12 protein-coding genes are annotated in these 13,779 nt (G+C 59.1%); 5 read left to right on the top strand and 7 right to left on the bottom strand.

The window, feature by feature from the left end:
• Positions 1-897: SDR family oxidoreductase (locus VJR68_RS04325; protein WP_324146325.1), on the top strand; the 897-nt coding region annotated here is incomplete at its 5' end.
• Positions 898-1,125: 228 nt separating this feature from the next.
• Here VJR68_RS04325 and VJR68_RS04320 read toward each other — a convergent pair.
• Positions 1,126-1,902 (bottom strand): hypothetical protein, encoded by a 777-nt coding sequence (locus tag VJR68_RS04320; RefSeq protein ID WP_324146324.1) that lies wholly within the window; start codon positions 1,900-1,902, stop codon positions 1,126-1,128.
• 366 nt (positions 1,903-2,268) lie between these two features.
• On the opposite strand from VJR68_RS04320, the gene VJR68_RS04315 reads away from it, so the two are divergent.
• Both VJR68_RS04315 and VJR68_RS04310 read left to right on the top strand, forming a co-directional pair.
• Positions 2,269-3,399, top strand: coding sequence for an acyltransferase (locus VJR68_RS04315; RefSeq protein ID WP_324146323.1), 1,131 nt, complete (start codon positions 2,269-2,271; stop codon positions 3,397-3,399).
• A gap of 146 nt (positions 3,400-3,545) precedes the next feature.
• Entirely contained in the window at positions 3,546-3,881 is a 336-nt protein-coding gene (locus VJR68_RS04310; RefSeq protein WP_324146322.1) for a hypothetical protein, read from the top strand.
• Positions 3,882-4,026: 145 nt separating this feature from the next.
• Here the strand turns inward: VJR68_RS04310 and VJR68_RS04305 are convergent, their stop codons facing one another.
• The 6 genes from VJR68_RS04305 to VJR68_RS04280 form a co-directional block, all read right to left on the bottom strand.
• The gene (locus VJR68_RS04305; protein WP_324146321.1) at positions 4,027-4,377 is read right to left on the bottom strand and encodes a DUF3147 family protein; all 351 of its coding nucleotides are present in this window, start codon (positions 4,375-4,377) and stop codon (positions 4,027-4,029) included.
• A gap of 110 nt (positions 4,378-4,487) precedes the next feature.
• Complete coding sequence (locus tag VJR68_RS04300) at positions 4,488-7,616, bottom strand: CusA/CzcA family heavy metal efflux RND transporter (RefSeq protein ID WP_324146320.1); 3,129 nt, start codon at positions 7,614-7,616, stop codon at positions 4,488-4,490.
• The gene (locus tag VJR68_RS04295; protein WP_324146319.1) at positions 7,616-8,704 is read right to left on the bottom strand and encodes an efflux RND transporter periplasmic adaptor subunit; all 1,089 of its coding nucleotides are present in this window, start codon (positions 8,702-8,704) and stop codon (positions 7,616-7,618) included. Before VJR68_RS04295 ends, VJR68_RS04300 begins: the two co-directional genes overlap by 1 nt.
• Positions 8,701-9,993 (bottom strand): TolC family protein, encoded by a 1,293-nt coding sequence (locus VJR68_RS04290; protein ID WP_324146318.1) that lies wholly within the window; start codon positions 9,991-9,993, stop codon positions 8,701-8,703. Before VJR68_RS04290 ends, VJR68_RS04295 begins: the two co-directional genes overlap by 4 nt.
• A gap of 71 nt (positions 9,994-10,064) precedes the next feature.
• Complete coding sequence (locus VJR68_RS04285) at positions 10,065-10,442, bottom strand: hypothetical protein (protein ID WP_324146317.1); 378 nt, start codon at positions 10,440-10,442, stop codon at positions 10,065-10,067.
• Between the two features lie 336 nt (positions 10,443-10,778).
• Positions 10,779-11,255, bottom strand: a complete 477-nt coding sequence (locus VJR68_RS04280) for an REP-associated tyrosine transposase (RefSeq protein ID WP_324146316.1) — start codon at positions 11,253-11,255, stop codon at positions 10,779-10,781.
• A gap of 167 nt (positions 11,256-11,422) precedes the next feature.
• Between VJR68_RS04280 and VJR68_RS04275 the strand changes: the two genes are divergently transcribed.
• A complete protein-coding gene (locus tag VJR68_RS04275; protein ID WP_324146315.1) occupies positions 11,423-11,896 on the top strand; it encodes an SRPBCC domain-containing protein in 474 nt (157 codons plus the stop codon).
• Between the two features lie 100 nt (positions 11,897-11,996).
• Positions 11,997-13,757 (top strand): aspartyl protease family protein, encoded by a 1,761-nt coding sequence (locus VJR68_RS04270; protein ID WP_324146314.1) that lies wholly within the window; start codon positions 11,997-11,999, stop codon positions 13,755-13,757.
• The last annotated feature ends 22 nt before the right edge of the window (positions 13,758-13,779 follow it).

Genomic DNA, 13,779 nt, shown 5'->3' with positions numbered 1-13,779 from the left:
ATGCGTGTGTTTGTGACGGGCGCCACCGGCTTTATTGGTTCTAGGGTGGTCAAGGAATTGATGGCAGCGGGACATCAGGTGATCGGCCTGTGCCGCTCGGAAGATAAGGCATCTGCGCTTGCGGCTGCCGGTGCGGAGGTTTATCGCGGGTCCATTGCGGATCCGGATAGCCTGAAGGACGGGGCGGCGCGTTCGGATGGTGTGATCCATCTGGCCTTCAATCATGATTTCTCGCGCTTTGTACAGAACTGCGAGGACGATCGTCCGGTGATCCGCGCGCTAGGCGCTGTGCTGGCGGGTTCCAACCGTCCGCTGATCGTGACGTCCGGTACCGGGCTTGCCAATACGGTGCCAGGCGAAGCGGCCAAGGAAGACAACGCGATAGTGGGTGCCGGCGTGCATCCGCGTGCAGCATCGGAGGAGGAGGCTGCGTTGGTTGCCGCTCAGGGCGTCAACGTATCGGTAGTGCGGCTTCCGCAAGTGCATGATCCGGTCAGGCAGGGGCTTATCACGCCGCTGATTGCGATGTATCGCGAGAAGGGTATATGCGCGTATGTGGAGGATGGCCTTAATCGCTGGCCATCAGCGCATGTCGATGACGTGGCGAGGCTTTACAAGTTGGCGGTCGAGAAGGCGGAGCCGAATGCGAAGTATCACGCGGTGGCGGAAGAGGGCGTGTCATTGCGTAGCATTGCCGAAGCCGTTGGCAAGCGGCTGAACTTGCCGGTGAAGTCGATCGCGCCGGAGGAAGTGCCGAGTTATTTCGGTTGGCTGGCGAGGTTTGCGGGACATGATGTTCCTGCTTCGAGTGCGCAGACGCGCAGGAAGCTGGGATGGGAGCCGACTGGGCCCGGGCTTATTGCTGATCTGGAGCGGCTTGAGGTGTCGGCGGCCTGAGGTCAGTGGCGCTAACTCGAGCGTGTAGCGGGAAACTCACGAAGATGCGTTCCCTCATCGCGCAGGCGCGCTAGAGGCAAGCTCTGAGCTTAAGGGCAATGGCACTAACTTAAGCCTCGTCGCCCCGGCGAAAGCCGGGGCCCAGTGACTTTGAGGATCTAAAAAGTCGCTGGATCCCGGCCTTCGCCGGGACGACGATGCACCGCCGGAAACGTCAACGTGCTTCCGTTAATGGCCAGCCGCCATGTACGTCAACTCGGCACTGTAGCTATCCACGTGTTCCGATTCGTTTTGGATAACGTCATTGACGGACTTGCGAATTGCTTGCCCGCTTTCCTTGCCGTAGACGTTCTCGACCATCTTCCACACATCCGGGTCGGGTTCTTTGCCGACTTCCGCCCAGCTATTGGCAGGGATAACCAGGATAAAGTCGGGTGCGTCGTCGGCGCCTTCCCGAACCGCACCCATCATGTAATGCACGGCCCAATTCGATTTTTCCGCCGCCGCGGCGATTTTTTTCGCGGCAGCCATAAAGGTCTCAAAGGCTTCGTGACCTGGCTTCAATTTGAAATATCGCACTTCAATAAAGGACGAAGTCGGCGGCGTGCCCTTGGGCATATGGCTCAGTGACGGCATTATTTCGAAAAATGCGCTGGTCTCGCTTTTCAAATGCGGATTGACGGCCGTCCTGAGCGCTTCATCACACGCCTTACCTGCCGCGCTCATCGCGTCAAAGGCTTCCCATGAAAGCGGGTCAGTGACATACGAATACGAGTAAGTATTTCCCGTTTCGTGTATCCATGCCTTCCATGTGTATTTGAATCCGTGTTGATGCAGGCATTGGTTGAAGTTTTTGACGCCGGTTTCATAAGCCTGCTGATCGGCAGGGGCCACGACATCGGTGTAGTCCCGCACGATGGTCGAACCACTGGTATCCGCCGCCTGCACGCTGGCGGTACCTAACAACGCAAACGACAACGCTACCCAGGGTGTGATGGTGTTCATGAGAACCTCGCTTAGGGCTATTGCCCGGCACGGTTGATGAGGCCCCTGATCACTTCGGGCGGAGAAGCCCATCCAGTATGCGCGTAATTTGAAATGCTGCAGGGTATGGGTGTAATGCAATGATTTTTAAGATAAATGGCGACAGGATATTCACCGGCTGCGATGGCCGGCGTAGACTGGGATGAAATCCCAGCTTCTTTTCACCGTTCGATGCTGGGATTTCATCCCAGCCTACGTGGCCACCGCATCGAGCATTAAATAAGGCCTGCCACGCGACGGCTGTATTCGCGCCAGAGCATTGCCACAAATCGTCGGCAAACTGATGCGCTCGTTAAGGGGGCGCCACGTTTGCGAACAGGGGACATCATGGAACGAAAACCAGGCCTCGACTTGCTGCGCGCGATCGCCATCCTGTGGGTGATGCCGTTTCACAGCTACATCGCCGGCTATATGGGCGGCGGCGTGCTGCGCTGGAGTGGCTGGATGGGCGTGGATCTGTTCTTTGCGCTATCGGGTTTTCTGATCGGCTCGCAGGTTTTCAATGCGCTGGTTTCTCGCGGCAGCGTGGATTTTGTGGATTTCTATTTGCGGCGGGGTTTTCGCACCTTGCCGGCTTATTTTGTGATGCTGGGTATCTATATTGCGTGGCCTTCGATGCGCGAAGCCGCCGGCATGATGCCGTTATGGCAGTTTCTTACCTACACGCTCAATCTGTTCATTGATCCGAACCGTGCGGCTTTTTCACACGCATGGTCATTGTGCGTGGAAGAGCAGTTCTATCTGTTGTTTCCGCTGCTGGCACTCTTGCTTGTACGCACGGGCCGGCTTGTGCGTGGGGCAACGGTTATTGCCATGTTGGCCCTTGTTGGCATGGTGCTTCGCGCCTGGCTATGGACGCATTTTGTGCAACCCCTTCAGGCCCATGGCGATGAAGCGGGCGATGCATACCTGCGCTTGCTCTACTACCCCACGTATGCGCGCCTGGATGATCTGCTCGGGGGCGTCGCCCTGGCAGCGGCGCGCAGCTATCACACGCGGGTCTGGGCGTGGAGCGAGCGCCACGCCAATGCGCTGTTGGCGGCGGGCGTACTGCTTACCGGCCTGTGCATGTGGGGTTTCAACGGCCAGCAACGGTTTGGCCTGGCCGCCAACGTATTCGGTTACCCGGTTGTTGCTGTAGCGATGACGGCCTTGGTGGCAGGTGCGGCGAGTCGGCATAGTGTATTGGCGCGTCTTCGCATCCCTGGTGCGACGTGGTTTGCGGCCGCTTCCTACAGCCTCTATCTGACGCACAAGATGGTTTACGGGCAATTGCATGGGCGGTTCGCGCCATGGGTCGAGGGCCGCGGTGTGTGGACTGTGCTGATCTATATAACGGCCATACTCATCGTCGGCGCGGCGCTTCATTACGTGGTGGAGCGGCCCTGTTTGCGGCTTCGTGAACCTGTCCGCGAGCTTTGGGTGCAACGAGGTGCTCGCCTGCAAGCATCGGCGTAAGAGGTCACGGGTGTAGGTTTTCCGTTGAGTAAGCGTCAAGGGAATGTGTGCATGGGAATGCATGCAACAAAGACCATCGCCTATGGACGCGCACGGGTGCATACTTCCCTGGCTGTTTTCATCCACCACGCTCTGGGGAGAGAGTCATGAAAAACACGCTTGCCAAAATCCTGCTGCCGACGCTGGCTGCGCTTGCCTTGAGCAGCGCCGTGCTCGCCCAAGACAGCACGCCGAGCAGCGCTTCATCCAGCATGGGGTCGATGGGCGGCATGCACGACCACATGTCCGGCATGAAGGGTATGCATCACATGATGGGCATGCACGCCATGCCCGCCACGGTGTCATCGGTTGATACCAAGACCGGTATCGTTGAAGTCGAGGCTTCTGGCATGAACCTGAAGGTGCATTTTCCGCCGTCGTCCGTGGCGGATTTGAAAGAAGGAGACAAGATCACCTTGCATATGGGTTTCAGCAAGCCCTAATGGTTATGGGTGACAGGAATGAAATCCCAGCTTTGCAGGGATTTCATTTCCATGTCTAAGAGATTCGCCCATGTACCGTCGTAGGCTGGGATGAAATCCCAGCGTTCTTGTGATTCTTTGCCGGGATTTCATTCCAGCCTACGGATTAGAGCAGTTTGATGCCGAAGGGACGCACCGCCATTGCAAACAATGCGAACGACACAATGGTGATCAGCGCGCTGATCCCAAGCGCCGGCCAGAAGCCAAAGCGAATGAACAAGCGCGGAAAAGCCAGGAACATCGGCAACGTGGGCACCACGTACCAGAACGTATACCATGCATGGTTGGTGATTTTCTCGGCGGGCTGCTTGTCGATATAGAGCCACGTCAATGCCAGCAGCGTTACCAAGGGTAGCGATGCAATCAGCGCACCAAGCCGATCGCTGCGCTTGGCGACTTCCGATACGACAACGACCACGGCGGCGGTGATCAGGTACTTGGTAATGAGCCAAGGCATGGATATCCCTTTCGTTGATGATGGGGCTGCAGGCGATTAGAGCATAGGGTCGTCGAGGACGTAGGCTGGGATGACCATCCCAGCTTTTGGTGGTTCCTGATGCTGGGATTTCATCCCAGCCTACGTTTTTGTGTGGGTTCTTTGCGCTGCTCCATCCAGTCATACAGCACCGGCAGCAACACCAGCGTGAGCAAGGTCGAGGTCATCAGGCCACCCACCACCACGGTTGCAAGGGGGCGTTGGGTTTCAGCTCCTACACCGCTGGACAGCAACATCGGCACCAGGCCGAGCACGGCCACGCTTGCCGTCATCAGCACGGGGCGCAAACGCAATGCCGTACCACGGATAACCGCCTCGCGAACCGATAATCCTTTTTCGCGCTGCTCGTTCAAGAAGCTCACCAGCACGATGCCGTTGAGCATGGCGACACCGAAGACTGCAATAAAACCGATGGCTGACGGAACGGAGAGATATTGCCCCGTGATGGCGAGCGCCACGATGCCGCCGATGGTGGCGAACGGCACGTTGGCCAGGATCAAGCCGGCGTATTTGATCGAATGGAAGGCGGTGTAGAGCAACATGAAAATGAAGAAGATCGTGGCGGGCACGATCAGCGAAAGCCGCTTCAACGCACGCTGCTGGTTTTCGAACGCGCCGCCCCATTCGGTGTAGTAGCCCGTTGGCAGCTTTATCTTCTGCTCAATGGCGGTGTTGGCATCACGCACGAAACCGTCGATGTCGCGGCCACGCACATCCATCTGGATGACGGCATAGCGTTGCAGCTGCTCGCGGCGGATAAAGGAGTAGCCTTCCGCTTGCGTCACTTCGGCCACCTGCGATAGCTGGACCAGTGCGCCATTCGGCGCGCGCATCGGAATGCGCCGAATCGCCTGCAACGAATCCTTGTCCGCCTCATCCAGGCGCACAGCCATGTCGAAGCGTTTCACGCCTTCCAGCAAGGTCGACACGGGCTCTCCGCCGATACCGTTCTTGACCACGGTAAGCACGTTATCGGCGTTGAGGCCATAACGGGCGAGTGCATCGCGATCGACCTGGATGTGGATCTGCGGCTTGCCGATGTTGGCTTCTAGCGAAAGGTCGGTCACACCAGGTACCTGGCCGAGTACATCCTTGATGCGGCTGCTCAGCCGGTCAAGTTCGCCCAGATCGTTGCCGTAGAGCTTGAGCGCAAGCGTGGCGCGCACGCCGGAGATCAATTCCTCGACTCGCATTTGAATGGGCTGGGTATAACTCACCACCGCCGTGGGAAGCGCGTTGGACAATGCTTGTTGCATCGACGCTTCGATGCTTTCCAGCGTTTGTCCGCGGCGCCATGAGTTGCGTGGCTTCAGCGGCGTGTGGACCTCCATGTAGTTGGCGTCCGCGGTTTCGCCTTTCTCGGCGCGGCCGATCATGGCGAGCGTGGTTTCCACTTCGGGGAAATCCCGCTTGATCAGCGCTTCCACGCGCTTGGAAATGGCAATGGATTCCTCCAGCGATGCCGAGGGAATGGACGTGATGCGCCACATGATCGCCCCTTCCTTGAGGTTGGGCATGAACTCCTTGCCCAGGAACGGAAACAGCGCAAGGCTGCCGACCAGCGCAGCGGCAGCGATGACGAGCACCGTCTTGCGCCGTGCCAATGACCATGCAAGTAAGCTGGCGTAATGGCGTTTGAGACATGCCACCAGGCGCGTGTCTTTCTCCTCTTTCGGTTTCAGCACCAGTGCGGCAAGCACGGGAATCAAGGTCAATGCCAGCAGCAGCGATCCGGCCATGGCAAAGCTGATGTTGAAAGCCATCGGCTTGAACATCTTGCCTTCCAAACCTTGCAGGCTGAACAGCGGCAGGAACACCACGATGATGATCAGGATCGCAAAGGCGATTGGGCTGGCCACTTCGCGTGCGGCTGCCAATACGGAGGATGTGCGGTCCACCGGCAAGCCATGTGCTTTGCGTTCGGACATGATGCGGAACGCGTTTTCCACCATTACCACGGCACCATCCACCATCATGCCGATGCCGATCGCCAATCCGGCCAGCGACATCAGGTTGGCGGACAAACCGGCTTGTTCCATGCAGATGAAGGCGATCAGCATGGCCAACGGCAAGGTGATCACCACCACCAGCGCACTGCGCCATTCGCCCAGGAACAGAAACAGGATCACCGCGACCAGGATGGAGCCTTCGATCAACGCGCGCGCGGCCGTGCCGACGGCGGCATTGACCAGTTCGGTGCGCTCATACACCGGCTTGATCACCACGCCCTCCGGCAACGCCTGCTTGATCGTCGCCAGCTTCGCCTTCACCGCATCGACCACGCTTTTGGCGTTTTCGCCGATGCGCGCCAACGCCTGGCCCATCACCACTTCCTTGCCGTCGCGGGTGACGGCGCCGGTACGCGGTGCGCCGGCCTCGGTGACGGTGGCAATGTCGCGAACGTAGATGGGCGTGCCATCTTCGCTTTTCAGCACGATGTTGCCGATGTCCGCGCTGTTCTTGACCAGGCCCAGTCCGCGCACCAGGTATTGCTCGCGCCCGATATCGACGAAACTGCCACCGACTTGCGCATTGTTTGCCTGCAGCGCTTCGATCACATCCTTGAAACCAAGCTGATGGGCGATCAGCTTCAGCGGATCGATGCGTATCTGATACTGCTTTTCCTGGCCGCCCCAGGATGTTACGTCATCCACGCCCGGCGCCGTACGAAGAATCAGGCGAACGGTCCAATCCTGCAGCGTGCGAAGGTCCATATCGCCGGGTGCCTTGCCATCTGCCGCCTCTCGCGTGTCATCGGCGCGTTCCACCGTGTACCAGAACACCTGGCCAAGGCCGGATGTGTTCGGTCCCATCTCGGGTTTGCCATAGCCTTGCGGAAGACGGTCGCCCACTTGCTGCAGCCGTTCGTTGACCAGCTGGCGTGCGAAGTAGATTTCCATGTCGTCATCGAAGTAGATCGACACGTACGACAAACCGAACAAGCTGACCGAGCGGATCTCCTGCACCTTGGGCAAGCCTGCCACGGCCGATTCTACCGGCGTGGTCAGCAACTGCTCCACATCCTCGGCAGCCAGCCCCGGCGCTTCGGTATAGACGTTGACCTGTACCGGCGTGACATCGGGAAACGCGTCGATGGGCAGTTGGCGCACCGACTGGAAACCAGCAAAGCCGATCGCGGCGAAGATGATCAGCACCAGCACTTTGTAACGCAGGGAGAGTTCAACCAGACGTCCAAGCATCATTCTTCTCCCAACTGCGAACGCAACAATCGCGCCTTGAGCGCAAACGCACCATCGCGCACGTACGGCGTGCCGGCTTTCAAGCCATCCTTGATTTCGATCTGCCCTTGACGCGTTTCGCCGGTCACGACCGGTGCGGGTTCAAACTGTCCTTGCCCTTTATCGATAAACACCGTGGGTTGGTTCTGCAGCAGTACGACAGCTTCGCTGGGAACGGCCAACACCTGCTTGCTGCCAGCAATGGCGATGCGTGCATCGACCAGTTCGCCCGGATGCAAGGCATCCTTGCCGTTGTCGACCTTGATGCGCACGTACGCGGTGCGCGTGCGTGTGCTGGTCTGGTGCGAGCGCTGCAGCACGGTGCCCGGAAAAACGCGGTCGTGCGCGAGGATGCGTACCGCATCGCCTGGCGAAGTTTTTTCCACGTCCGCGGGCGGCAATTGCGCCTCCACCCATACGCTGTCTTCGTTGACGAGCGTGAAAAGCGTGCGCCCCGGTTGAACACGTTCACCTACCAGGAAATCATCCGACGTGACGCGGCCGGCTATCGGTGACAACAGCGCATAGCCGCCGTCCGCCTTGGCCGATCCATCACGAAGCATGGTTTGGATGTGTCCTTCCGACAAACCATAGGTATACAGCTTGGCGCGGGCCTGATCGCGCATCACTTTGGTTTCGTTGTAGCGGCGCGCCGATACCGCTTGTGGCCCGAGCGCGGCCATGCGCTGCCAATCCTGCTCGGCCACGATCAACGCGCCTTCGGCTTCGGCGACGTCGACGCTGGAAAGGGTGACAAGCGGAGAGCCGGCTTTGACGAGATCGCCGAGCTTGGCCTTGCGTGCGACGACTTGCGATTCGATGCGAGGCGACACCAGCACCGTGGCATACGCATCGATTTTTACTGCGCCTGGCGCTTTGAGTTCATCCGCAAAAGAACGAAGCTCCGCTTTTTCTGTGACGATGCCGGCGTCCTTGATGGCGTCGGCATCCAGCTTCAGTGGATGGGTGGCGGATTGCGCGTGGGCGAGGATGCTGATGCCGCCGATAAGAAACGCGGTGGCACTCAGCGCGAGCATGATTTTTTTCATGGCGTGATATCCCGGGTGCGGCCATCGATCCAATCATTCAGACGGCCGGCGGCGGTGAGGTAGTCGAACCAGGCCTGCCAGGTCTGGTTTTCCAGTTCGAAAGCGGACAGCGCGGTGTCCAGGCTTTGCTTGAGCTGCACCAGATAGTCGGAGGTGCTGATCTCGCCGGCGCGCCAGAGTTTCTCCAGCAACGCGGTACGCTCGTGGAATGCGGCAGCCCGGCTGCGTTGAAATGAATCGGCCGCACGGCGCAACGCTGCGTAGCGCGCCTGTGCTTCTTCCAGCGTGGCTCGCGCACGCAGGCGTTCGGCTTGCAGGCGGGCCGTGGCGGCATCGGCATCCGCGCGCGCCGCATCCACCTCGGCACGCCCGCTGTTGAGCACCGGCAAAGGCACGCTGACGCTGACGCCAATGACGTGATCGGTGACGGGGCCAGCGCGAACACGCCCGCCGGTCACGCTGACGGTGGGATCGGGAATTCGATTGCGCTGCGCCACTTGAATGGCTGCATCACTGCTCGCCTGGCGCGCTTGCGCCTGTACGATCTGCGGAAGATCGGTGGCCGCGCGCGGCGTTATATCGGCCTCGTTCGGCGGTAGCCCGCGTGGCCGGGGCGGTGACGCAATGGCCTGCGTGCCGTCGGCAAGCGCGAGCAACGCAGCACGGGTGGCCGCCTCGTTGCCGGCGAGCGTGGCTTGCTGGATCTGGGCCTCGCCCAATGCCAGCCCTGCGAGGTCGCGTTCGGGGCTGCTGATATCGCCGACTTTCAGCCGCTCGGCAGCAAGATCATCGAAGCGCTGCATCAGCGTAACGCGCTGTTGCCCCAGCTCGCGTTGCCGTGTCGCCAGTGATAGCGCAGACGACGCTTTCAACCAACGCTGCGCGACCGATTGACGCTGCAGGTCGTAAGCGGCCTGCGCCATGCGTAGTTCCGCTTGCCCCCATGTGGCGCGTGCACGGCGCTTACCGGATACATCCAGCGTGAGGCTCAACTGTGCAGTACGCCGATCGACATCGGCGTTTTCCATATCGACCGCCAGCGCCGGGTTATACAGCGGTTTGTCGGCCGCACGTGCGCGTGCGCGGGCGGCATCCAGGTCGGCACGCGCGGCCTTCACCTCCGGATTGGCCATCCAAAGCTTACGGATGGCACCGCGCCATGGCGCAGCCATATCGGTATTGACGATGGGGGAAGGCGACGTGGCCAAGGCCGGCGAAAACACGGCACTCAGCGATAATGCATACAGCAAACAGACGGCAACTCGCGGTGCCGGGCGTAACCAAGCCATGAAAACGATCTCCTGAAAACAGATACGAAGCGCGGCGCGGCATCGAGCCGCGTCACGGCAAAGCGTTGTTTTCAGGCGGTGATAGGCGGCCGCAGCAGCGAGCGGGTGATATCGGGAATGGCGCCCGTGGCGGCAGGAAAGGGTACGAACGACACGTCTTGTCGCGGCAGCATCCATGCGATGCCGATCGGGACAGGCATGTTGTGCGCGCATGCACAATGGCACCCACCTGCTTCGCCAAGGAGGCAACCGGCATCATCCGGCGTGGAGGTGTTGATCGATGAAAGCTGCGCGGGTGTGTTTGCTTGAGCCGCGGATATCGATGTCAGCGGATCTGCCAGGCAGATGGAACTGGTCATCACCTTGAAGAGCAGCACCGCCACAGCCCACACCCACAGGCCGCGATGGCGGCGTAGGCGAGTCAGCAGGGGCAATTGGGTGCGCTTCATGGTGGGCGATACTACGTGGGCTGGCTGCTGTTAGACAATTTCATTTACCTGCCCTGCATGGCACGGATAGCAACGTAGGCTGGGATGATAATCCCAGCTTGTTGGGACTTTTGGTGCTGGGATTTCACCCCAGCCTACAAAAGCGGTGTTGCTAAGCAATGTCATTTTCGCGTGACCAGCGTTTGCCGCGGGCTTCGTAGGCTGGGATGACAATCCCAGCTTGTTGGGACTTCTGATGCTGGGATTTCATCCCAGCCTACAGTTATTCGCCGACAGAACCGATCTCAGTTATCCCAGGTGCGACTGCCCAGTCGGCTGGGTAAAGACCTCGCTCAACTAGCGATGAAAGGATGAATAGGGCCAATCCGCTGCACGCGCTACGTAGCCATGCTTGACGGGGTTGTAATGGATGTAATCCAAATGCCTTTGCAGATCATGGTCATCGCGAATCGCGTGCTCCCAATAGCGGCGTTGCCAGATACCACGCTCGCCTCTGCGTTGGCGGCTCTCCGAAATCCATTCGCCTGCTGGGAGCAGGTGTGAGAATCGAGCCTTGATCAAGCGCCACCGTGTGGAAAAATCGCACTCCTGCACGGGAAGACGCCATATGCAATGTAAGTGCTCGGGCAATACCACCGCCGCTTCGAGTAGAAATGGGTGCTCTTTCCTTGTTATGCGGAAAGCTTCACGCAATGCGTCAATGTGATGAATCAGCAGTTTGTTGCCATGACGTTCGGCAAGATTTACGGTGAAGAAGTAGGCTCCACCAAACATGCGGATGCGAGTATAGGTTCTCATTGAGAGAGGAAGCATGGAGTGATGTCCAAGCCTACGTTTAGAACAAAGAATGCAATGTCATCCGTTCTCCTATCGTCATGCGCGAAACGCGCCCTCGTAGGCTGGGATGAAATCCCAGCTTTGTTGTTACCCCTGCTGCTGGGATTTCATCCCAGCCTACGCAACGACATGGACTCCGACCAATGAACCTCCCATCGCACGACGGCAGCGATATCCCTGAATGCTTCATCGAAGAAGTCGCCCTGGATGCGCCCGTTTCCATGGTGTGGGAGCACCTCGTCAACCCTCGCAGCATGAGCGAATGGCTGGGCGGCAAGGATTATTCCGTCGAGGTGGATACAACGTGGGAAGTGGGAAGCGCCATGGTCGTTCGCGGCGTGCATCACCTGCCATTCGAGAGCAGGGGTGTGGTGCTGTCATTCAAGCCGTGCCAGGCGTTGAGCTTCACGCAACTGAGTTCGCTGTCCCGCCTGCCCGATCAGCCATCAAGCTATACAACGCTGAGCTTCGTGCTCCAAGTCGCCAGTAACCAGACGATCTTGCGATTCAAGGCAGCAGGATTTCCCACGCTGGTTATTTATAAGCATTTGCAGTTTTATTGGCCGGTAACGCTCGATGTATTCAAAGCCTATGTTGAGGCACGTCGCCAAGCCTGAGCGTGGCGCAGAAAGACCGGGTGATGGTGGAACACGCGTGCAATCAGGCACTCGACGGCCAAGTCCGCATTCTGCGAGCATGGCGTGAAAGGGGGCACTAATGATCAAAATATTGCGTTTTTGCTGCGTAGGCGTGGGTGTGTTGCTTGCCAGCCAGGTCTGGGCCGAAGGCTGCCACGTGGGACGATATGGCACGTTGCCCGTGGAAGTGATCGGTGAGCGCGCCACGACCGTGGTGAAGATCAACGGGCAGGACACGCGCTTTGTGCTCGATACCGGGGCCTTCTTCAACTTGATGTCGAAGGCCAATGCATCGGCGCTGGGCCTCAAGCTGCAGTCCTTGCCGTTTGATTTTCGCATTTCCGGTATCGGGGGTAGCGCGGGCGCCGAGTTTGCGAAGGTCAAGGAATTCGGCGTACTGGATACCACGCTGAAAAGAATCGATTTCATTGTTGGCGGTACGGATGTGGGTTATGGATTGCTTGGCGCCAACCTGCTCGACATGGCCGACGTGGAACTCGATCTGGCGCATGGGAAATTGACGCTGTTCCAAGTGGACCACTGTGAGAAAACGTCGCTGGCGTACTGGTCGAAGGACAACAATTATTTCCTGGCAGACCTCGAGCCAGCCGACAGCCAGCTCGACCGGCGCACCTTTGTAAATGTGATGATAGGTGACAAGCGCGTGCGCGCGCTGCTTGACTCGGGAGCGCCGGCGACCCTGCTGACGCGCAGAGCCGCGGAGCATGCAGGTATCGATCTCAACGCGCCTGGCGTCAAGACTGGCCATCGCACCTACGGTGTGGGCGCCGAAACGGTCAAGACGTGGATAGTGCCGGTTGATTCGTTCTCCGTAGGCACCGAAACCATCCACCACAGTCAGATGCTGGTGATCGATGGAAACATCGGTAACCGTGACACCGACATGCTGCTTGGCCTGGATTTCATTCTTGCCCATCACTTGTTTGTCGCCAACAGCGAAAAGAAAATGTTTTTCACTTACAACGGTGGCCGCGTGTTCGCTCTCGCCGATGCCAGCGACGGCGACGATGCTGCGAAAAACACCGCGGCAGACAGTACGCTTAAAACCGCCAGCGACTACGCGCTGCGTGGCGATGCCGACTTGTCGCGCGGCGAGTCGAAAGCTGCCATCGCCGACCTGGACGAGGCGATCCGCATGGCGCCCGATCAGGCCGCTTACTACCTGGCCCGCGCCAGAGCGCATATCGCCAACAAGCAGCCGGATGAGGCGTTCGCCGATCTGGACAAGTCATTGAGCCTGGATCCGAAAAACGCCGATGCGCTGTTGCTGCGCGCCGAGGGACGCCTGCGTCACAAGGACCGCGAGGGAGCCGCCGCCGACGTCAAGGCCGCCAGCGCCTTGGCGCCTGCCGGATCAGCACAGTCGCGCTTGATTGCATCCTTGTATATCCAACTCGATCAACCCGACGCCGCGTTGCCGCTACTGGACGATTGGATTCATCTGCACGCCAGCGATGCGTTGCTCGGGGTGGTACTCAACGAGCGCTGCTGGGCGCGTGGCCTTAGCAACCAGATGCTCGACGATGCCTTGAAGGATTGCCATAAGGCGATCAAGCGGGACGGTGAAAACGCCGCCTATCTCGATAGCCTCGGCTTGGTGGAATTGCGGCTTGGGCATTATCCCGAATCCATCAAGGCCTACGAGAAAGCTGTTGCACAAAACCCGCGTTCGGCCTGGTCGCGCTACGGTCTTGGCTTGGCAAAAATTCACAGCGGCCAGGTGGATGCGGGCAAGGCCGATCTGGTTGCCGCACGCGCGCTCAGTCCGGATATCGAGGCACGCGCTACCAAATATGGTTTGACCACGGCAGGGCAGTAGCGTGTCTCAGAGATGCCTTGAG

It is taken from the genome of Dyella sp. (assembly GCF_035277725.1).
Lineage (GTDB): Bacteria > Pseudomonadota > Gammaproteobacteria > Xanthomonadales > Rhodanobacteraceae > Dyella_B.
This window is presented reverse-complemented; position numbering and strand designations above follow the sequence as displayed.